This window comes from Lunatibacter salilacus (genome assembly GCF_009797935.1).
Lineage (GTDB): Bacteria > Bacteroidota > Bacteroidia > Cytophagales > Cyclobacteriaceae > Lunatibacter > Lunatibacter salilacus.
In genome coordinates, this window is sequence record NZ_VOLC01000001.1 from 1 (window position 1) to 20734 (window position 20734).

Annotated in this window: 18 protein-coding genes; 4 read left to right on the forward strand and 14 right to left on the reverse strand. The window is 41.2% G+C overall.

Annotated elements, in window-relative coordinates; all coding sequences use genetic code 11:
* Positions 1–422: 422 nt before the first annotated feature.
* The 5 genes from FQ608_RS00005 to rpmH all read right to left on the reverse strand — a co-directional run bounded on the left by FQ608_RS00005 (position 423) and on the right by rpmH (position 4040).
* Positions 423–938: a DUF2480 family protein gene (locus FQ608_RS00005; protein ID WP_158855752.1), complete on the reverse strand. Its 516-nt coding sequence runs from the start codon at positions 936–938 to the stop codon at positions 423–425.
* Positions 935–1624, reverse strand: a complete 690-nt coding sequence (gene tsaB / locus FQ608_RS00010; protein WP_158855753.1) for a tRNA (adenosine(37)-N6)-threonylcarbamoyltransferase complex dimerization subunit type 1 TsaB — start codon at positions 1622–1624, stop codon at positions 935–937. The genes FQ608_RS00005 and tsaB overlap by 4 nt, the downstream gene beginning before the upstream one ends.
* Before the next feature lie 179 nt (positions 1625–1803).
* Entirely contained in the window at positions 1804–3468 is a 1665-nt protein-coding gene (locus FQ608_RS00015) for a S41 family peptidase (RefSeq protein ID WP_158855754.1), read from the reverse strand.
* A gap of 13 nt (positions 3469–3481) precedes the next feature.
* Positions 3482–3844 (reverse strand): ribonuclease P protein component, encoded by a 363-nt coding sequence (rnpA, locus tag FQ608_RS00020; protein WP_158855755.1) that lies wholly within the window; start codon positions 3842–3844, stop codon positions 3482–3484.
* Positions 3845–3881: 37 nt separating this feature from the next.
* Positions 3882–4040 carry a 50S ribosomal protein L34 gene (gene rpmH, locus FQ608_RS00025; RefSeq protein WP_158855756.1) on the reverse strand — a complete coding sequence of 53 codons (159 nt, stop codon included), beginning with the start codon at positions 4038–4040 and terminating at the stop codon, positions 3882–3884.
* Positions 4041–4165: 125 nt separating this feature from the next.
* Between rpmH and FQ608_RS00030 the strand changes: the two genes are divergently transcribed.
* Positions 4166–5842, forward strand: a complete 1677-nt coding sequence (locus tag FQ608_RS00030) for a M61 family metallopeptidase (RefSeq protein WP_158855757.1) — start codon at positions 4166–4168, stop codon at positions 5840–5842.
* A gap of 80 nt (positions 5843–5922) precedes the next feature.
* Positions 5923–6366: a DoxX family protein gene (locus tag FQ608_RS00035; RefSeq protein ID WP_158855758.1), complete on the forward strand. Its 444-nt coding sequence runs from the start codon at positions 5923–5925 to the stop codon at positions 6364–6366.
* Positions 6367–6526: 160 nt separating this feature from the next.
* Here FQ608_RS00035 and FQ608_RS00040 read toward each other — a convergent pair whose 3' ends face one another.
* The 7 genes from FQ608_RS00040 to FQ608_RS00070 all read right to left on the reverse strand — a co-directional run bounded on the left by FQ608_RS00040 (position 6527) and on the right by FQ608_RS00070 (position 15577).
* Complete coding sequence (locus FQ608_RS00040; RefSeq protein WP_158855759.1) at positions 6527–7234, reverse strand: LolA-like protein; 708 nt, start codon at positions 7232–7234, stop codon at positions 6527–6529.
* A 47-nt stretch (positions 7235–7281) separates the two neighbouring features.
* Positions 7282–9327, reverse strand: a complete 2046-nt coding sequence (locus tag FQ608_RS00045; protein ID WP_158855760.1) for a M16 family metallopeptidase — start codon at positions 9325–9327, stop codon at positions 7282–7284.
* A gap of 116 nt (positions 9328–9443) precedes the next feature.
* On the reverse strand, positions 9444–10769 hold the full coding sequence (locus FQ608_RS00050) for a M16 family metallopeptidase (RefSeq protein ID WP_158855761.1): 1326 nt from the start codon (positions 10767–10769) through the stop codon (positions 9444–9446).
* Between the two features lie 373 nt (positions 10770–11142).
* A complete protein-coding gene (locus tag FQ608_RS00055) occupies positions 11143–11592 on the reverse strand; it encodes a ferritin-like domain-containing protein (protein ID WP_158855762.1) in 450 nt (149 codons plus the stop codon).
* Positions 11593–11813: 221 nt separating this feature from the next.
* Complete coding sequence (locus tag FQ608_RS00060) at positions 11814–12389, reverse strand: hypothetical protein (protein ID WP_158855763.1); 576 nt, start codon at positions 12387–12389, stop codon at positions 11814–11816.
* Between the two features lie 467 nt (positions 12390–12856).
* Positions 12857–15124 carry a TonB-dependent receptor gene (locus FQ608_RS00065; protein WP_158855764.1) on the reverse strand — a complete coding sequence of 756 codons (2268 nt, stop codon included), beginning with the start codon at positions 15122–15124 and terminating at the stop codon, positions 12857–12859.
* A gap of 120 nt (positions 15125–15244) precedes the next feature.
* The gene (locus FQ608_RS00070; RefSeq protein WP_158855765.1) at positions 15245–15577 is read right to left on the reverse strand and encodes a hypothetical protein; all 333 of its coding nucleotides are present in this window, start codon (positions 15575–15577) and stop codon (positions 15245–15247) included.
* Positions 15578–15740: 163 nt separating this feature from the next.
* On the opposite strand from FQ608_RS00070, the gene FQ608_RS00075 reads away from it, so the two are divergent.
* Positions 15741–16112: a UDP-glucuronosyltransferase gene (locus FQ608_RS00075; protein ID WP_158855766.1), complete on the forward strand. Its 372-nt coding sequence runs from the start codon at positions 15741–15743 to the stop codon at positions 16110–16112.
* Between the two features lie 18 nt (positions 16113–16130).
* Here FQ608_RS00075 and FQ608_RS00080 read toward each other — a convergent pair whose 3' ends face one another.
* The gene (locus FQ608_RS00080; protein ID WP_158855767.1) at positions 16131–16361 is read right to left on the reverse strand and encodes a hypothetical protein; all 231 of its coding nucleotides are present in this window, start codon (positions 16359–16361) and stop codon (positions 16131–16133) included.
* Between the two features lie 119 nt (positions 16362–16480).
* Here FQ608_RS00080 and FQ608_RS00085 point away from each other — a divergent pair, with 119 nt between their 5' ends.
* Complete coding sequence (locus tag FQ608_RS00085) at positions 16481–17401, forward strand: AEC family transporter (RefSeq protein WP_158855768.1); 921 nt, start codon at positions 16481–16483, stop codon at positions 17399–17401.
* Between the two features lie 3 nt (positions 17402–17404).
* Here FQ608_RS00085 and FQ608_RS00090 read toward each other — a convergent pair whose 3' ends face one another.
* Positions 17405–20404: an AsmA-like C-terminal region-containing protein gene (locus tag FQ608_RS00090; protein ID WP_158855769.1), complete on the reverse strand. Its 3000-nt coding sequence runs from the start codon at positions 20402–20404 to the stop codon at positions 17405–17407.
* Positions 20405–20734: the final 330 nt, after the last annotated feature.

Below are 20734 nucleotides of genomic sequence, written 5' to 3' on the forward strand. Positions count from 1 at the left end.
TAGGCCTGCCGCTAGCGTTCATCCTGAGCCAGGATCAAACTCTCCATTGTAAAGTTTGTTGTTCCTATCATTCCTGATAGGAAAATATTAGTCTGTGCCGATAAATCGGCTTATCCAGTCTTTAATTTGAATGCTGTCTTACAATACTTCAAAGAACTTATATAGTGCATCTAAACACTATTTCGAGAGATTTCAACCTCTTTCAGAACCTTTGCCCTGAAAAGCGAGTGCAAATATCGTTATTATTTTTGAACTTCCAAGAAAAACTAAAAAAAATATTTTTTATTTTAGTTCCTATATCTTCAAAATTTCATCAGCCTTTTGGCTTTTTCCCGACAGCTTCTCTATTGGGATTGCAAACATAGCCCTCTTTTGGGTATTTACCAAAATTTAATCGGTAAATATTTCCAAAAAAGATTGATCTAATTCCCTACCCGAGGTGCTTTATATACAGGAACCGTACTGCATGGTTCTCCATACATGATGCTACGTGCTGATCCTTTGAGGATTCGCACAATCTCACCATAAGCATGGATGGGCACGGGTAATTTTCCGCATCCCTTCACTACTACCGGCTTCCCTTCAAAATCTTTGGGATTTATGCGCTGCAGCGACTTTGTCATAACGTATTTCTCCAAATCCTCCGGACCACCAATTAAGGCTTCTTTGGCTACCCCCTCCAAGTATGTCATCACAAGCATATATGCCCAAGTAGGAATGATTGCATCTGCCGAACAGTAAACTGACACCAACGCATCCCTAAACTCCTCCCAATCCGTTTCTTTAAGCATCTGTCGAAATTCCCTCTCCCGGACAATCATTTCTTGAAACAGGTAAGGACGCAAATCAAACGACTTTCGCTGCCCTTCCTGGAAATAGGTTTCCAAATCCAAGGAGATTATCGCACTATTTGCTACGCGGTTTACAATTTCACTCATGGATTTAATACATTTTTCTTTGATTTGATAACCATAAACTCCTTAAGGTAGTTCGGTTCAAAATATGCTATATCCTCAAAATCCCCACTATGATATTTCTCATAGGCCAATTCACCAACTGTCCTCGCAGACGGAAAGCACTGAATAAATACCGCATTGGAGTGTTTAATTACTGAGGAAACTTTGTCGCAGGCATCCCCTACAAAAAAGGTTCTACCTCCACCCATGTATTCGCCGAATGATAACGGGCCGACAACTATCGGCTGGGATTCCAATAGCATTTCGCCATTCGGTGCAATTATTTTCGCATATACCTCCATCCTCCTTGCATCGAGCATGGGTATTACAACATCGTTGGCAGTACACCCATTCAAATATCCCCTTGCCATCGCTTCCAACGTATCCACTCCGATCAAGGGTATATCCAATGCATAGGCTAGCCCCTTGGCCGTTGAAACGCCGATCCTCAACCCGGTATACGAACCTGGACCTTTAGAGACGCTTACCGCCGTTAAATCTTTCTTCGAGATACCGGTATGTGTCAACAGCCCTTGGATTAGGGGCACCAGCTTCCTCCCATGGACATTTTCTCCAACCACCTCTAAGATACCGACCAATCGACCATGGTCGTGAACGGCCACCGAACAAACAGAAACTGCCGTCTCAATTGAAAGAATAAGTCCCATGAAATTTCTCTTTTAAGATTAGAATGTTTCCTTGCCTCGTCAACCCAACGAAGTACAATCTAGATTTAGCCCAGAAAAAAATCCAGACAAAAAGCTAATTGGGAACTAAAGGCAGCGAATGGAAATTCATTCAAGAAAGGATTTACCAAAAGCACACAAGGTAATGCAATGGGTTTCTGCTATATTTTAGGTTTTAGCATCGATGCGTATTGAGTTGAATTTTTGAGGACTTTCAACGATTCGCTAATTTCATCGTCTTTATTCAAAGACGCTTCTACCACGCCTTCCTGATAATAATACCTAGAAACAATCTCATCCTTTAAGGCTTCTTTAATTTCATCCTTGAAAGTTAACAGATCTTGTTCTTTACTGTGACTGACACTCTTTTTAAGCGATTCTAGATCTTCTTTGATATCGTCATAATACTTCTCCTTTTCCGCAAAAGTGACTAAGTCTTCAATCGTTTTTTCAACCCTGGTAGTGTAGTCATAATCCTTACCCTCAAGCCAACCGACAAAATCATCATATATCTTGTTTGATACTTCGAATTCCCTTGGCGAAGCTATTTCTTGGTTTTCCAACGCAAAATTATTCACGTATTCGAAGACTAGACTACGAGCAACGAGGCTATAGGTAATGGGTGCATATGTGGGTGATTCAATCACTTCATCAGGTTCTATCCCCCCGCCATCTAAAACTCTACGCCCATTTTTAGTTTTAAATTCATTCCTCAATGAATCCGGGACATTATACCCGTTTCCTTCATCGTCTTTTTGACTGTAATCAATAGCTTGAATACACCGTCCACTCGGAATATAATATTTGGCGGTAGTCAACTTCACCTGCGAATTATAGGAAAGGGGAATCGTGCTTTGAACAAGTCCTTTACCGAACGTTTTTCTACCAATCAGTACAGCCCGATCGTAATCCTGAAGTGCTCCGGCAACAATTTCAGCCGCAGATGCGCTCCGCTCATTTATCAAAACCACCAATGGAATTTCCTTGTCAACGGGCGACTTTTCCGTCTTGTAGACTGAATTTACACTTTGTAACTTACCTATCGTACGGACAACTTCTTTGCCTTTAGGTATAAATAAATTTACTATTTCTATCGCTTCTTTTAAAATCCCACCCGGGTTATCCCTCACATCCAACACCAACTTCGTGGCACCCCGAGATTTAAGATCCAATAAGGCATTGCGCACATCAGTGGCTGCATTGGTGGTGAAATCGCTTAGTTTGATATAACCGGTCTCTGAGTCAATCATGCCGTGATAGGGCACATTGCTAATTACTATTTTCTTTCGCGTCAGGTCAACATGAAGTGTATCACTACCCCGCTTTACCACTACCAACACCTTAGTATTTGCTGGGCCTTTTAGGAGACTGGAAATGTCCGCCGTATTTTTTTTCACCACATCAACGGAATCAACCCGAAGAATTTCATCTCCAATACGTAAACCTCCCACTTGGGCAGGAAATCCTTTGTAAGGCATCAAGACCATGTTGGTACCCGTCCTGTTTCCAATCAATGCACCTACTCCGGCATATTCACCGGTAGTCATCATCCTAAAGTCATCCTGATCTTCCTCAGGAATAAACTCCGTGTAGGGATCAAGTTCCTCCAACATGGCATTGATGCCAATTGACACCAATTCATCGGGATCAATCTCATCCACATAATAGGAATCCAACTCCCTGACAAGGGAAGCAAAAATATCCAGATTTTTGGCTATGGCAAATAGTTTGTCGTTTTTGACACTAAAGGCAAAAAGCAAGCCCGCGCTGAGTATGAGGACAAGCAGAATGGATATTCCTTTGTAATTCTTTGGGGTATTGCTCATAATATGGATGAGATTATAATTTTTTTAATTTAAGGAGAATCCGGATAAGCTTCTTCTGAATATCACCAAACTCCATCCTGTCAGATGAAACGTAAATAAGACCAATTCGTTTTGCAGTGCTCAGCTCCTCGCTATCTAAAAGATGCTTATTCAGCCGATACGCTTCTCTGATTCTACGTTTGATAAGATTGCGATGTACAGCCCTTTTCAATTTCTTCTTAGAAACAGAAATAAGGACCTGATTAGTTTCACCGGACTGGGCCGGGAGGAAAATTACCTTAAATGGAAATAAAAAAAAAGAGGAACTTTTATCAAAAAGTTCCTTTATTAACTTTCTGGAATGCAATCTTTCCGTCTTTGGAAATTTACGATCCATTGTATTCAATAATTACATAGTCTGTATGCGACTTCAATTATTTCTTCAACGTTTTTTCTGAAGAAACGGTCAATTTATGCCTTCCTTTAGCTCTTCTTGCTTTAATGACTCTTCTGCCGTTAGCTGTAGACATTCTACTTTTGAAACCATGCTTGTTTCTTCTTTTCCTTCGCGAAGGTTGGAATGTTCTTTTCATTTCTTTATCTATTTAAAACTTGATCGATTCTGCTCTGTTAATAAAAGGAGTGCAAAGATAGATAGGTTTTTTTTATTTACAAACCTGTGGATTACTTTTGTTTACCAAACTAAGCCTTTATCGCAATGAAGTATCATATTTCCCAACAGAATCCATGCTCCCAATTTATACAGATTTCACTAACATTAAGTTGCCATAGTGGAGAGATCATGAAACTACAGCTTCCTGCCTGGAGGCCTGGAAGGTATGAAATGGCAAACTATGCCCAATATATAAGGCATCTTGGAGTGTCCTACTTTGGAAATAAAGTGTCTTGTATTAAATTAACCATGGACCTTTGGACATTCACCGCCGAAAAAACAGGTGATTACGTAGTACAGTATGAATTTTTTGCGCGGCAGATGGATGCAGGGGGAAGTTGGTCGGATCCTTATCAGCTTTACATCAATTTTATCAATTTTGTATTTGAAGTGAAAAGCCGTGAAAATGAAGGAATCAACGTTACGCTTCATCTACCGGAACACTATCAGGTGGCGACTGCCCTTCCAAGTCGAAAACCTTTTGAGTTTTTTGCTGATGATTTTCAGCATTTGGTAGATTCACCCCTGATAGCTTCTCCGGATTTGAGTCACTATACCTATCGAACCATGAATACAACGTTTCACCTTTGGATACAAGGTGAAGTGGTTTTTCAAGTGGAGGATATGCTCCAAGCATTTAAATCTTTTACCAAGACTCATGTAGAAGCATTTGGTGATTTCGCTGCCACAGATTACCATTTTATTATTCAACTTTTACCTTATAATCACTATCATGGTGTGGAACATGCCTATTCCACTGTAATCACTTTTGGCCCTGCCGATACTCTTTCTGAAAAATCTGAATTTCAAAAATTGGTGGGTGTGAGTTCGCATGAACTCTACCATTTCTGGAATGTATGTAGAATCAGGCCCAAGGAATTGATTTCATATGATTTTTCCAAAGAAACCTATTTGGATACCGGCTTGGTTTTGGAAGGTGTCACTACCTACATGGGAGATCTACTCTTGCTGAAATCCGGCTTTTTTACGCTAGATGAGTACCTGAAAATATTGAATAAAAAGGTACAGAGGGAATTTGACAGTCTGGGGTGGGAAAACCAATCCGTTGCTGAATCAAGTTTCGACCTTTGGCTGGATGGATACAAAGAAGGAATTCCCGATAAAAAAGTAAGCATTTATAACCGTGGTGCTTTGATTTCATTATGTCTAGACTTAATGCTTTTGGGTGAGGGATCCTCTTTGCAAAAGGTAATGAGAGACATGTGGCAAAGGTTTGGGAAAAATCAAATAGGTTATACTTTAAGGGAATTTGAATCTGTTGTTTCCGGGAATTTTAGTCAACTTACAGTTATCAAAGATTTTTTCGACAAATATGTTTATGGAAAAGAGGACATTTTGGGGATACTTAAAAAACAACTTTTATCGATAGGTATCTATATTTCTGAGCATTTTGAAAATAATGATATTTTGCATTATTGGGGAATTAGAACAGACCAAAATGGAATCATTACCCAAATCTATTCTGAGTCAAAAGCCAATTATGAGTTGATGGTAGGGGATAAAATCCTTGAAATTAATGGAAGAGAATTTTCAAATGTTCCTGCAGACCAAGAATCCGGTTTATCCATGTTGGTTGAAAGAAATAGCCGAAATGTGAGAATTCATATACCTTATGTAGATATCAAAGTCTATCCAATCTATGCATTGAAGTCTTTTGAATCGAACCAAAAATCTGAAATATGGTCGAAATCAATCTGTTAAAACATTAAATAATTGTGTTTTATATTGATTAAGTGCTTGTAAATCATTAAATTCATGTGTTCACCAAATTCTACCCGCACATGAATCTCACGACAAAAATTGAAGATTGGGCGGACTCCCATCATCCTAAGTGGATTGATTTTGTCCGCATTGCCTTAGGTTTATTTATTCTGTATAAGGGTATCTTATTTATTTCAAACACAGATGCGTTGATCAGCATGGCAGAAAGTATGGAAATTACCTTCTTTAACATGGCACTTGCCCATTATGTGGCTTTTGCCCACCTTGCCGGAGGAATCTTGATTGCCATGGGATTGCTTACCCGGTTCGCTACCTTGGTCCAGTTACCGATATTGTTTTTTGCCGTGTTTTTTGTCAATATACAGCAGGGCTTTCTATCGGTCAGCAACAACCTTGAATTTGAAATCTCTTTGGTTGTATTTATTTTATTGATTGTGTTTTTGATATACGATTCTGGAAAATTCTCCGTGGACCACTGGATGAAGAAACATCCAAATGAATAAAAAAATATACTTTAACGATAGATGAAGCCCATTCCCTCCGTAGGGAGCAATAGATGAAATAAAAATTGTAAAAATTATTCAAATCCGCACCGTCTCAAACAACAAAGCCAGCTTAATCCAAAGCTGGCTTTGTAATTACGATCCATTAATCGCTAATTGATTATTCAAAAAGAGAATTGTCCAGTGTCTCATTAAATTTGACCGTCACCATGGTAGCCTCTATAGGCATGGGAAGCATGGCATTGGAAATGGTCATCTTCGTAGGAATCATAATCCCATCAACTTCTTCGTAGTCGGCATAAGAAATATCTCCTGCCTGCTCCGTGGAAGTGCGAAGTTTTAATCCCGACCGGGTGCTGTAATATTCAGTTGTCTCTATTCCTTTGGATGTCACGATGCTAAGCGTATAAGCCGCTTCACCGTCAATATCTTGGACTTCCCCCGCAGTGAGAGTATAACCCAGCTTTTCATATTGAATCTCAGGAAAAACAAAAATCTGTGCGTTCACCGCATCCAATTGGTCTTCCCGCAATTCCTGTTGTTCGCCCATGGCGTAGATATATCCTCTTCCATTTTTAACGACGGTTTTCTGAACCACATTTCCATTCATGGCTGTCTGCTGCATCAGCCGCTTATTTTCCTGATCGCTAGTGGAACTGATCTCCAAAGTCATCCCCTGAAGGTTAGCCTCCATCACTATCATCATATTTTTGATTCCGTTTATTTTTTCCAACCCACCAACCGCCTTGACATAGGCATCGATAATTTCTTTGGGGCTTTTCTCTACAGTCATTTCGGCTGAAAATGCCCAAACATTGGACTGAAGGAGACATAGAATCACGAAACAACTTACTGCTATTCTTTTCATAGGTTTCTGGTTTAGCACTTAACATGCCACTTTTTAATTTCTGATTTTTAATTTAATTCCTCAGGAGTAAGTGTAATATTCACTTCTAAGTCATCCACTTCAAAATTGAGGGGAAATGGAATCATGGGACTTTCTACAGAAAGCTGCACTGGTAAAAGAACACCCTCAAATTCTTCATAACGACCATAACTGGTCACCCCGGTAATTGAATCCTCACTTCTAATTTTAAGGCCGGTTGCGGTACTGTAATAGTTGGCGACTTCTCCACCCGTGGGGTTAGTGATGAGCACTTTATAAGCAGTTTCGCCATCTATATCTTTAACACCATCCGAACTGATGGTATATCCCATCGTTTCATACTGAAGCTCTGGGACAATATACATGGACATCTTCAGGTATTCGAACTGCTCATCGGGAAGTGTTTGACTTTGCCCCATTGCACTGACAGTAGCTTTTCCGTCCCTAAGCAGGGTTTTAGACATTTCATTCCCCGCCATCAACATCCGCTGTATCATCACCTGATTTTCAGAATCCTGAACAGTTATCATATTTAGTTTATTTCCTTGTACCTCTGCCGACATGCTTATTTTAGTGGTCTTGATTTGTTCTGCCGCTTCTTCCCCACCTATTGCCGAGAGATAGGCAGCAAGAACTTCGGAAGCGGACAGGTTTAATTCACTTGTGTCAATCTCACGTTCGGGATCAGCCATGTTAGTAAATCGGGATACTTCACCAAAAGTCCTGAGTTTGTCCTCTATTTCTTTCGCATTCCCTACAGCCGTGATGTACATGTTTTCCGGTTTGAGGTATTTTTTCGCGGCAGCATTTACTTGTTCAACAGTCACAGCATTTAACCGCTGCAGATAGGTGGCATAGAAATCATCCGGCAATCCGTAACGCTGGGTATTGATGGCAAAGCTGGCAATAGTTGAGGGGCTCTCCAACGATCTCCCAAATGACCCACTTAGATTAGCTTTTGCGGCAACTAGCTCACTTTCCGTTACACCATTCTCTACCATTTTTTTTATCTCGTATAGAAATTCATGGATGGCACTGTCTGTCGCCGTTTGGTTGACACTCGCTCTGGCAGAAAAACTAGTGACCAATTTATCCGATCCGATTGAAGAATATGCACCGTAAGTAAATCCTTTATCCTCCCGCAAATTCATAAATAGGCGTGAAGAAGCACCTCCACCCAAGACGTAATTGAGCAACCTCGTGGTCAAAAAATCAGGGTGGTTTGTACTCATTTCCATCGGATAGGTAATGTTGACCACGGTCTGTACGGATGCAGGCCTGTCTACCAACGCCACTTTATTTTGAGTGGGAACCGCCGGAACAGGATAAGTATGACTTGGGACATCTCCTTTTTCCCAAGATTCAAAATGTTCCTTTAGCAATCCTTCCGCTTCTTCGGAGGAAATATCACCGACAATTGCCAAATACGCAATATTTGGCTTGAAATAAGTCTCGTAATAATTTTTGATATCTGCCACTGTGACGGCATTTATTGTTGCTTCGGTCTGTGTCTCCCCATAGGGGTGATCCTTACCAAAATTTAGGGCGGATGTCAATCTGCCCGAGATGGAGTTGGGATCATCTTTACTTGCGGCAAGTCCGGAAATAGCCTGCTTTTTCAACTTATCCAATTCTTCCTCCGGAAAAACGGGATTGTAAAGCACATCCGTCATCAGTTCAAGTATTTTTCCTTGGTTTTTTTTCAATGAAGAAGCAAAAAGCGAAGTAGATGAGGCACTTAGGGAAGCCCCAATAAAATCAACTTCCTCGTCCAACTCATCTTTGGTTCGGTTGCTTGTACCTCCCATCATCATTTCGCCAAAAAGCCCAAGCATTCCTGTCTTTTCTTTTTCCAACAATGGATCTCTATCCAACACCAAAGAGATGGCAACCCGGGGAAGCTTTCTGTTTTCTACCACAAACACCTTGAGTCCATTTTCCAAGGTAAACGCTGCCGCATCGCCTAATTTAATTTCCGGAGCTGGCCCAGGTTCCGGATAAGTGGACCGGTCTACTTGAGCCAAAACAGGCTGAAGCAATAGCAAGGGGAAAATATATAGTAATATCTTTTTCATATGATTGTAATTGTTTTTAGTGGCCATATGGAATCTCGCATGTATTATAATCATCCCGGATTGCGACGATTTTCGTCATGCTCGATTTCATAACTCTATGTTGTTAGTGATAAAAACTATTCAGAATCAGCAGGCTTGGGCAGGTAATATAGAACTACCCTGCCGTCCAGATTGATGTAGTCGTTTGCTACCCGTTGTAGGTCTTCCTGTTTTACTTTTCGAAAATAGTCCAACTCTTCATTTACATAATTTGTCCCTCCATAAAACACCTTGGCTTCCGCCAAGTTTTGTGCGATACCTTCCATGGAGCTATTTTTGCTGACCAGATCATTTTCAATGATGTTCTGAAGTTTTTGAAATTCATTTTCGGAAATTCCCTCCTCCCTAACCTTTTTTAAAAGGAGGTCTATTTCCGTTTCCAATTCCCCAGGGTCTACCCCCATATTGGTGATGGCGTACATTATAAAGACTCCCCCATCTTCCAAATCCAACGGTATGGCCTGTACACCCAAGGCTTTCTGCTGTTTATCTACCAACTCCTTTGTCATTAACGAAGAATTCCCACCCGTCAAATAGGTGGATAACATTTCCAGTGCGTAAGAATCGGGATGGTTCTTTGGAGGCAAATTATAAGCTTGAATAATTGCCGGAATCTGAATATTGTCATATATAATGTCTCTGATTTCAGTCGTTTTGGCAGGTTCGGTTACATCAGGTCGGAAAAAATCATCCGGCCCAGACGGAATTTCCTCAAAATAAGCTCTTGCCCAAGCTTCAGCTTGATCATAGTCTATATCTCCCGCAATCGTTAAGGTAGCATTGTTGGGTACATAGAAGGATTTATGAAAAGCAATAAATTCATCTAAACGAGCGGCGTCCAAATCCTCCATCGATCCAATCGGCGTCCAGCGGTAGGGATGTTCGCTAAATGCCCGCTTCATTGTTTCGGGCAGAATAGTACCATATGGACGATTGTCGTAGGACTGTCTTTTTTCCTCCTTAATCACATCCCGCTGCGTATCCACTCCAATCTGGTCGATTTTCGGGTGAAGCATGCGCTCACTCTCCATATATAGGGCTGTCTCCAAATAATTGGAAGGCACTATTTCATAGTAATAGGTAATGTCGCTGGAAGTAAACGCATTCAATGTCCCTCCTATTGCCTGAATTTTATTCATATATTCTCCACGGCCTATGTTTTCAGTCCCTTCAAAGAGTAGATGCTCGAAAAAATGCGCAAAGCCGGTTCTGTCAGGGTTCTCATTTTTAGAACCTACATGATACAATACCGACACAGCCACAATTGGCGTGCTGTTGTCCTGGTGCATAATCAGGTGAAGTCCATTGTCCAAAGTGACCTCCCTGAAATCAATGGCATTTTGCGCCTGTACCCAAAAACTCGTCAGGTAAATACCAATAAGCAAAGTGATGTTTCTTTTCATGTGTCTATAATTGTTTTTTAATGGCCACATGGAATCTCGCAATTATAATCATCCCTCCGTGCGTCGCCTGCGTCATGCTCGATTTCATCTGTTTATAATTTGTTTTTCAGCAGTCAGATAGTCTGTCCCGAATTTATTCGGGAGAATCTTCGCATGCATTATAATTATCACCGTGGGTGACGATCTCGTCATGCTCGATTTCATATGATGCATAATAATTGGTTTCAAATTTATAGGTAAACCACCAGCTTCAACTATTAAAAACAATGCCAAAACCTTTAGTCAATAAACTTATTTTCATAAGATTGTTTCAAAAAACAGATTTAAAAACAGAAAAGAAATGACAATAAGAAAAATAAAAATTCTCCCCCTATCAAAACTTTTCCTTAATTGCTTTCAAATCACGTATAGCTTTTTGCGTAAGAGCCTTATGCGATTCGAGTTCGGCCACCAGTCGTTCGCTTAGACTGTCCCGTCCTTTCAAAAGCATATCGTATTCCCTTATAGACTTTTCTTCTTCAGAAATACAGGCTTCACATACTTCCCTTTCATTTTCGTGATTAAGGGAAGTTTTAAAGTTGGTCCAAGACCTTCGAAAAAGCCCCATAAACGTTCCTTCTTTTTCAGGAACGCCCTTTAGTAAACTAATCTCGACTTTGATTTCGTCGGCCAGTCTAAATCTTTCCTTGGCTTGGCTGATAAAAAAATTCTTCAACACATCGTTGTCAACGTTTCTGGCGGCATCTTTATATCCTTGTATCACATCGTGATTTCGCTCAAGGATATCATTTAAATCATGTACAAGTTCCTTCTTGGTTTTCATAGAATATTCTCTTTAAAAGCCAAAGAAAACTCATAATGGCTGAAAAACAATGATTCCCAGCGGATTTACTTGAAGGAATTTCTGGAAAAAAGACTCTCTTTCCCTTTCTAAGATAAAAAGCCCTTCTTTGAATCAGGTCCTTATTAATAACGAAAACAACCCTCCGCAAACATAGCGGAAGGCTGAATCATGTAAAACAATTGAAGAAATCTTATCGAATCTCAAAAATGGAATACCTTTGATCTTCCTTCGAAATCTGTCACTACCATGTACACTTTAGCCAATTCCATTTTAACAAATTTATAATTCTTGGCAAATCCAGCTGGCTCGGTAACATAATCGGATGATACTTTGCGGTGAGTATCCTCTTCAAAGAATGCCACTTTCACACCTGGCTTTTCTATACCTACTACCTTTACCTGCACGGTATGATTATCCAACTTGTAGGCATAGGCCAACAATTTCTTTGTTACCTTTTCTTTCGTGGTGACATCAAATGATACTGATTCCACTTTACTGGCTACATTTACGGTGTAATTTCCCACCGGTAGTTGGCTTAAATTGTACGGTACTTTTACGGGTTCCTTTGCCCTCACTACGTTTCGGTTTATCAATTTACCGTCTTCGTCATAAATCGATACCCATACCGTCCCCACCGCTTCTTTGATGGTCAGGTTAAAGCTTTGGTCTTGGGTCTCGATTACCGTAATTTCTGCGAGTGCCTTATCAGCCGGGGGCTGGAGTATGGAAGAAAAACTGATTCCTACTGCGGCGATGAATGTCATGAGCATGTTCATAATTTTATTAGTTTTTGTTAGTTCCTTTTTGATAGGAGTATGGCGAATGCTGTACCATCATTTTTTTGGATACCTCTATAAAAACTACTCGTTGACAAAATTTAATAGACGTGATATTGAACTTTAAGCTAATATTCCTGCGAAAGCTAAAAATGTGTAACGAAACAGTACAACCGAAAACGCCACTTGTTTGGAAACCGGACACTTTTAGGTCAGTTTACCCGAAAATGCTTTTTTTAAAGGTTGCATGACCTTTTCAAAATAAACTTAGAAATATTTTTTAACTCCTTATAAACCTGATATATGCACTTAATATATGTACTGTTATCGAACACTGATTGTTCTTTCTTGCTACAATCTTTTCAAGGCAAGCACATTGCTTGAAACAACTAGAGTTCCCTACAATTTCAAACAAAAAATCCGGTGAGGAATCCCCACCGGCTTCAAATTCTTTTTATTCCCGTTTATTAAAAACTAACTCTGAAGTTGAGAGATATATTTCTCCCCATCTGATGAATTCCAAACGGCCTGTATAAAGACATGTGATCTAAGTAAAGCTTATTAAGTAAGTTATTTCCGCTAATGTATGTATCTATTCGCTGTCCGGCAATTTCTACCGAACCTCCGAGATTAAGGCCCAGCAAGTAGTAGCCAGGCGTACTATCTTCGAGGAGTGCAGGCCTGTTTTGGTCAAATATCAAGGAACCGATCAGGCTCAGGTAGGGGTTTTCTATTCCTTTATAATCGTTTAGCTCCAGAGTTACTTCTTTGTTCCATCGGAACGCAGGGATGTATGGAAGGTAACTGCCATCGGACCTTCTGGTGCCAATTACCATACTGTAGGAGGTGGAGCCTGTGATCCATTTGACAGCGGAGGGGTGAATCTCCAAAAAGGCCTCACCGCCATACAAATGTGCGTCATCCTGCTCAAAGGACCAAACAGTCAAATCCCCTATCGTCTCCTCAGTGGGGGCAAAGAAGATATAGTTGTTAACCCTATTATAAAAAATCTCTCCCGACAATGAAAAATTCGAGTTTCTATACCTTACTCCCAAGTCTGCCTGGACATTTTGCTCCCTCACAAAGCTGGCATTGCCCCGTTCAAATCGAGAAGTACCTGGATGAGGACCATTTGAATACAATTCCGCCAAATCAGGAGCTCTGAAACCCGAGGCCACATTGAGCCTCCAACGCCATTTGTCACTAGGTCGGAAGGTTGCTCCAGCACTAGCAGTCACACCATCGAAGGTCTGAGAGAGACTCCTTGATTCAGGGGCACCGGGTAAGATAAACCCGTAGTTAATGAATTTCTGCCGATTGGCATCTACTCCCACCTTTCTGTAATCATACCGAAGTCCTCCTTGTATGACCCAAGCATCTTTGGAATAATTCAACAGTCCATAGATTGAGCGATCGTCTTTGGTGGCATCTGGAATCAAAATTTCTTCAGCAACTTCTTGGTTTTGATTTTGGAGATAGAATCCCTGAACACCGAAAATGGCTTCCAATTCCGGAGTGATGGATTTGAAATACTTCAGGTCGTACATGAAGTTTTGCTGGTTTAGGCCCAAATCAACTTCGTCAAAATCCTCTTCAACCTCCTGCCGAAAGTTCCAATGGTATCCCAATGTGACCTTCAAGCGGTCTTCACCCAAAAACAGGTTTGTCTCAGAATTGAAAAAATGATCGCTTACTTCCTGAAAAGGCAGTTGAACGGTGCGGTCGTTGCGTGTGGTTACCAATTCAGACACAATGTCTTCATCCAGAATACCCAAGTTTTGCTGCAGGTAGGTATATCTGATTTTAGTGTCCCCCCACTTCCGTTGTAATCCAACCCCGGCTTTTATATTTTTGGTTTTAAATCGGGTATTTCCCACTGCATCCCCTTTTCCGTCCAAATAATCCGCATGTGATTCGGTGGCTGCACGCATGGACCAAGATACTCCCTGCTGGGATGTTCCCTTTGCTCCAGCTTCGACTCTTCCACCTAATGAATTGGAGTATCCCCGAAGATTGACATCTCCGTCAATTTCACCTGTAGCGGCATCCTTTTCCTCGATCAAGTTGACCACCCCGGCCATAGCTCCTGAGCCGTAGATGATAGATGCTGGCCCTTTGATCATTTCAACGCTACCTATTCCGGTTTCTGTCATCCCAAGGCCGTGGTCTGCACCCCATTGCTGGTTTTCGAAACGTGCTCCCTGATACACTGACAACACTCTACTGAAGGAAAGTCCCCGAATTACCGGTTTACTAATTCCGGGGCCCAGAGAAATTTCACTAACACCGGGCGTTCTAGCCAATGCGGACATCAAACTGGGAGAAGGTGCTTTAAGTATGTCCGTCTTATTGATTTTTTCAATAGCGATCGGTGAGCTCTCCCTACTCATTACATAGGCTCCTGAAATAACCACTTCGTCTACTGTTGTTGTGGTCTGTTCCATGGCTACATCTAGCCTACTTGAGACGCTAGGATTTACTTTGGAAATAATGGCACTGTAGCCTACAAATGAGAATTGAATCGTAATGGGACGGGAAGGGAGCATCGCAAGGGAAAAATACCCCTCCATATCACTGACCGTACCCCTGTTTAACTCGGGTATAAATATCGAGACTCCTGGAATGGACTGCTTGGTTTCCTTGTCTGTAATTTTCCCCGATAGAGAAATGTGCTCTTCTTGGCCCTGTACCAACTGGCAAAGCAGGACCATTACGAGAGTAATGTATCGTTTCATACGAATTTCCGAATGATGGTAAGAATATTTATTATAAAAAAAAACGGCTGAACCTTGTTCAGGCATTTCGTGGCCGGAAAAAAGGTGTAATGTAGCTCCACCCATATTTCCGAGCCTTAACTATCCTAAAAAAAATGGAGGTCCACGTAATGAAAGGACTTGATTACACGCAAGACTTGGACTATCAATTAAATAAACGACACTGGAAATGGAATAGGAAACACAACGTTTCTCTATAAAGTCTACCCTATCGGGTAAGAAAAATTGGGCATGCGTAATTAAATCCAGAAGAATCAATTCATTCTCAGAGTGATCACGTTGCTGTTCTTCCTCTTCAGAAAGAAAGGGGTGGGCATGCCGAATTGTCTCTCCTGTATCTAAATCATGCTCATGGTAGAAAAATATATTGTTCGCCAACATGAGCACGATCAATCCTAGAAAGGCTTGACTCACAGTTGGCAATATTTTTCTTAAAAGGCGCATAACTTCAAAATATGCTCAAGAGCTAGAATATTGGTAATTAACAAATCTAGGAAATTTTCATTGGTGTTCAAAATCCGATTTTTTAAGCCACAGAATAATGTGGCAAGCGGAAGAAAAAGTTTACTTTTGATCTATGATTAATTTCGAATTCAGACCCAAAACTTATTTTGACGGGACAGGTCCGGAGATTTTAATGGCAAAGCTATCTTATCCTGAGAGCACTTGGGGTGAAGAAATCTGCTTGTATGCGACCGCCATAGATGGGCAAATTCATTATGAAGCAGTAGATTTTTACGGCAATGACCTCCTACTAAATCCTGCCAAATCCACCAAGCCATTAAGCCTGCAGGAACTTATCCTGATGATCGAACGCATGGAAGTAAATCCGGGCAAAGGATTGGGAAGGATAGAAATTACACTGGCAGGCATCCCAAAAGTCAAAAGTCTTATATACGTCGAAATAGAAGCATTCTTTGACGGGAAGCGCAAGCATTTTGGTTTTTGAACCGACTACCTTTCTTAGCTATACTTCTTGAATGGCATTAGGCTGATCTTTTGCCAGGTGCAGGTAGTCAACCCAATAGGTGTATATGGGATAGGGAATGGTTTTTTCTACATTTTTCGACGTTAGCCTAATGCACTTGATATCACTCTCTCCCAGCATTCCCCTGAAAAAGGATAATTCTACGGGATTCAATTGGGAAAAAGGAACGACCAATTCACCTTCCAATAAAACGGGGACTTGCTTACTCATTTCTGATGCTAATATCTAAATTATCTTACTGAAAATCAGAAACATCAGATTACGTTTATGTTAACTTTAAATGTTCTTCAAATCCAAACTTGTATTTAGTTACTTTTGCGGACGCAGATATGACAAATATTCTACTCATTATCATTTGTATCCTAATTGGAGTATTGCTCCGGAGAATAAAAGATTTTCCGGAAAATGCGCCCCGAACGCTAAACGCCTATCTCATTTATGTGGTATTGCCGGCGATTTCATTGCTGCATATTTCGAGGGTGGAACTCAGTCTGGCCATACTGTTACCCATTCTGGTCGCTTGGATCATTTTCCCACTGACCTGGCTACTATTTGGGACTATAGGAAAAAAATTCAACTGGAAAAGAAATACCATCGGATGTCTTATTATCTGTGGTGGATTGTCCAATACGGGATTTGTGGGCTACCCGATCATAGAAGCAATTTATGGTGCTGAAGGGCTAAAAATCGCTGTGCTGGTAGATCAACCGGGATCCTTTATTGTAGTCAGCAGTTTGGCAATCATTGTGGCATCAATTTACGGTTCCGAAAAAATGAGAAAAAGGGATATCTCCAAAAAAGTCCTATTTTTCCCGCCATTTCTTTTTTTCCTGGTTGCCGCTTCGCTGAATGTAATGCAGGTAGAAATTTCCGGATCATTTGAATCCATATTGGAAAGCTTCGCAGCCACGCTCACCCCGATTGCATTGATTGCTGTGGGCATGCAGCTTCAAATAAACATCAAAGACATCAGGGATCACTACTTGTGGTACGGGCTGGGTTACAAACTCCTTTTGGCACCCTTGGTAATTTTTTTGCTTTACGGTCTACTGTTGGATAAAAGCGGGGACCAAGGATTAATTTATAAAGTAAGTGTCTTGGAGGCCGGCATGGCCCCCATGATCACTTCTTCTATTATTGCATCCAACTACAATCTCCGTCCGAAGATGGCTTCTTTGCTGGTAGGTCTTGGGATTCCTCTGTCTTTCTTTACCCTTGCCATTTGGTACTATCTGGTAGAATACCTATAAATATCAAGGTTTGGGATCTGGCTGGGGCTGGGGTTGTGGCCGTGGCCGGGTTAGATTTCTAAGCACATTTTTCACTTCATCTTTAGCTTTATTGGTGGTCTCTTCTACCATCCGTTCGGCTTCAATCCGGACACTGTCCTTAGCTACTTCTGCTTTTTGCTTAATTTCCAAACGCAGACTATCCTCTCTGGCTTTAAATTGGGCGGTGAGATCTTCCTGAACATTGACAGTCGCAGAGCTAGCTCGTGACTTAAGAAAGTTGGTTACATACGAATCTAGGTTATCTCCTGAAGCAAGGCTAATACTTGGATCTCCGTAGGTTCCTCCAATATTAAATGCCAGTGGAATTGAAGTACTACTTAGGTCTGCCCCTGTCAGCCCTGCTATGAGGCTATTGACTTGGGAACCAAATTTTTCGACTGGCACCTGCATGGAAACCAAGTAATTGATAGAACCGTCGAAACCGGTACTTCCCTGCACCTGTGCTTGGTAGTCCCACAATCTTAAATCAAAGGGAGGGATTTTCAACATTCCATCCTCAATGACAGCCTGGATATTAAACGGTCTGAGATTTAGGGTTGCGGTATTGTTTAGCTTGGTAATACTGGTTATCCCTCGAATCAATTGACTGTCTCTAATAGCCGTTTCAGCAAGTTTTAAAAGACCTTGCCCGTCCAAAGAGGAAAGCACCGGCATCATATCCTGCCCCAACACTCCAGACAATGCAAAATTGGTCGTGAAATTACCGGTAATATGTTCTGCAATCGGCGCAAAGGTTTTGACAGTGTTGAAGGCCTTGAATGCTTCCTGTATACTTAGCGAAGCAACATCAAAGGTAAAGTCAAACAAGGGGTTTTTAATATCTTGGCTATTATACGTTCCCGTGAATCCCAATTGACCGCCTAGCGTCTGCGTCCCAAAATTCCTAAAGGACAAAATCCCGTCATTCAAGGTCATTGTCCCTTTGGAATTGTTAAGAACAAGGTTGTCATATAGTATCTCTGTTGCTTCTACGTCCATTGTGAAATCCACATTTCTGGGTAGTTCGATGACCTGCATGGCTTCTCCTGAAGTATTGGACTCACTCGCAGTCATCCATTCGTTTACATTAAATTTGCTGGATTTTATGGCCAAGTTACCACGAAGTACTCCTCCAGAGTCAGCTAGCAGGTAGTTCATATAGTTAGACAAGCTGCCCGTGGCAGTCACGGGACTTTCCCCTAGCCTGGCATCAAACGTAATCAACTTGATCTCGTTTGGTGAGAAATCCGCAGCAGCTTCGTGGATGCGGATCCCTTGCGGAATATCCAAATCGGCATAGTAAAAGTCCGCTACCTGCATGTCTCCGCTGGCGGTCAAACGATCGTATCTCCCCGCTTCTACATCTGCATAGCTGCCTTCGGAATCTATATCCGCTTTGATTTTTCCTTCCATAATCACATCATCCATGGGAAAGATGGCAATTAGCTTACCCAAATCCAGCCCGCCATGCACAGAAAAATCCCAATTCAGCCTATCCAAATCTTGAATTTTTAGGTTGCCTGAAATTGGTTCTCCTTCCAGCTCAAATCCAAACCCAGAGATATCTACCAAAAAATCATTCATTCTACCCGATGAGTTGGTAATGACAGAATTAACGGTTAGCCTCTCTATAGGAGCCGGATACTCTGCACTTTTCACAAAGCCGTTAGCCAAGTTGATCTTCGCATCGATAGCGGGAATAATGCGGGCCAAACTGTCATATCTTCCTTTTGCTTTTGCATCAATGGCAAGATTTCCCCGCAATTCCATGCCTTCCACGGGGAAAATTGAGGTCAGTTCGGCCAAATCTAATTGGCCGACAAGTTGGCCATCCATTTCATAACTAATCAAGTCCTTAAGATAAAATCGTCCAGATACCGGTTGATCTCCAAAATGTAGATCAAATGCAGATAAGTTTATTTCTGTCAAATCAAGGTTTCCGCTGGGGTTATCCACTAGCAAGTCAATATTTACACCTTGTACAGGCCGTGGTAAATCAGGGTATTGAAACATACCATCGTTCACCTGCAGTCCAAGTTGAAAAGCGGGAAAGGTTTCCTCCGAGTACATCCCTTTGACAAAACCTTTGAAATCCATCTCTCCAGAAGTTTTAAGTCCATCAAAGGAAGATGTATACATACCGGGGACTAAGGACAAGATGCTCTTAAATGAATTATCATCCCCAAAGAATGTCAGGTCTAAAGCAATCCCTTCCTCAGGAAGGCCAATTGAACCATCCAGACCAAACGCAAAATCATTTAAGGTAGCCTTTGCCTGAGTCAGTCCAAAAATCATATTTTCCAAATCCACTTTTATATCAGTGTCGATGGAAATTTTCTTTTTCGAGAGGTAATTAACGTCCTCGTAATCCAGTCGAACCAGATCACCCCCACCTGAAACCGAAAGGTCGTACACATCCAAGGTGAAATCACCGTTTCCTGCCAGATCCATACCTCCCAACGCCATGAAAAATCCCATTTCCCGGTCATCATAAATAAATCCAAGGTTTTTAACCTCTATCTGTTTGATTCCGATTTGAAATTCAGAGGGCTCATCCGCAGTGACGTCTTCTTCCTCTGACGGATACATAATGTCATAATTTGCCGATCCGTCGGCTAAAACTTTAACGAATATGGTACCGTCCTCCAAGTGAATTCCGGTAAGTTCGGGATTATCTGCAAAGAGTACTGAAAACAAATTCAAATCCACCTGGAACTTGCCCGCCTGCACCAACGTGTCCCGTTCGAAAGGGGGATTACCGACAATTCCAAAATCTCCGATGGTGGCAGAAATATTAGGAAATCGCCGAAATACACTCAAACTTACTTGATCATAATCATAGAATACTTGGGCGTTGACAGAGGCGGCAATTTCCTTGTCCACTTTGGCCAGGATCTTATCCTTAAAGAGCATCGGGACGGTTATTAAAGCCACTATCACTAGAGCGAAGATTGCGAAAAGAATATAAATTGCTTTTTTCATGTAAGATTATGTTTGTATTGCAATGAACAATTGACCTATAAAAATGAAGATGGGTTACCATTTATTTCATACGTAATTCCAACGCAAAAGATAACTGTATATGATCAAAAATAATGCCCAATCCTTGATAGCGACAGTTAGGCAGATTTAGCTTAGAAACCCTTCTAAAACCGATATTGACACAATCAACGCAAATCGGAAATGAAAATTATTGAATTTAGTAGGTACGTTGGGTAACTTCTGGGCGGATTAAAAAATGAAATGCAAATATATGGAGACCTATTGGCAGCGAAAGACAACTACCTGGCCGTGATTTTAAATTACATGTAT

Coding starts and splice junctions, on each gene's coding strand:
- FQ608_RS00090 (WP_158855769.1), bottom strand. CDS start 20,404: ATGAAAAAAGCAATTTATATTCTTTTCGCAATCTTCGCTCTAGTGATA.
- FQ608_RS00040 (WP_158855759.1), bottom strand. CDS start 7,234: ATGAAAAGAATAGCAGTAAGTTGTTTCGTGATTCTATGTCTCCTTCAG.
- FQ608_RS00065 (WP_158855764.1), bottom strand. CDS start 15,124: ATGAAACGATACATTACTCTCGTAATGGTCCTGCTTTGCCAGTTGGTA.
- tsaB (WP_158855753.1), bottom strand. CDS start 1,624: ATGGGACTTATTCTTTCAATTGAGACGGCAGTTTCTGTTTGTTCGGTG.
- FQ608_RS00085 (WP_158855768.1), top strand. CDS start 16,481: ATGACAAATATTCTACTCATTATCATTTGTATCCTAATTGGAGTATTG.
- FQ608_RS00060 (WP_158855763.1), bottom strand. CDS start 12,389: ATGAACATGCTCATGACATTCATCGCCGCAGTAGGAATCAGTTTTTCT.
- rnpA (WP_158855755.1), bottom strand. CDS start 3,844: ATGGATCGTAAATTTCCAAAGACGGAAAGATTGCATTCCAGAAAGTTA.
- FQ608_RS00045 (WP_158855760.1), bottom strand. CDS start 9,327: ATGAAAAAGATATTACTATATATTTTCCCCTTGCTATTGCTTCAGCCT.
- FQ608_RS00015 (WP_158855754.1), bottom strand. CDS start 3,468: ATGAGCAATACCCCAAAGAATTACAAAGGAATATCCATTCTGCTTGTC.
- FQ608_RS00075 (WP_158855766.1), top strand. CDS start 15,741: ATGATTAATTTCGAATTCAGACCCAAAACTTATTTTGACGGGACAGGT.
- FQ608_RS00055 (WP_158855762.1), bottom strand. CDS start 11,592: ATGAAAACCAAGAAGGAACTTGTACATGATTTAAATGATATCCTTGAG.
- FQ608_RS00080 (WP_158855767.1), bottom strand. CDS start 16,361: ATGAGTAAGCAAGTCCCCGTTTTATTGGAAGGTGAATTGGTCGTTCCT.
- FQ608_RS00050 (WP_158855761.1), bottom strand. CDS start 10,769: ATGAAAAGAAACATCACTTTGCTTATTGGTATTTACCTGACGAGTTTT.
- FQ608_RS00030 (WP_158855757.1), top strand. CDS start 4,166: ATGAAGTATCATATTTCCCAACAGAATCCATGCTCCCAATTTATACAG.
- rpmH (WP_158855756.1), bottom strand. CDS start 4,040: ATGAAAAGAACATTCCAACCTTCGCGAAGGAAAAGAAGAAACAAGCAT.
- FQ608_RS00005 (WP_158855752.1), bottom strand. CDS start 938: ATGAGTGAAATTGTAAACCGCGTAGCAAATAGTGCGATAATCTCCTTG.
- FQ608_RS00035 (WP_158855758.1), top strand. CDS start 5,923: ATGAATCTCACGACAAAAATTGAAGATTGGGCGGACTCCCATCATCCT.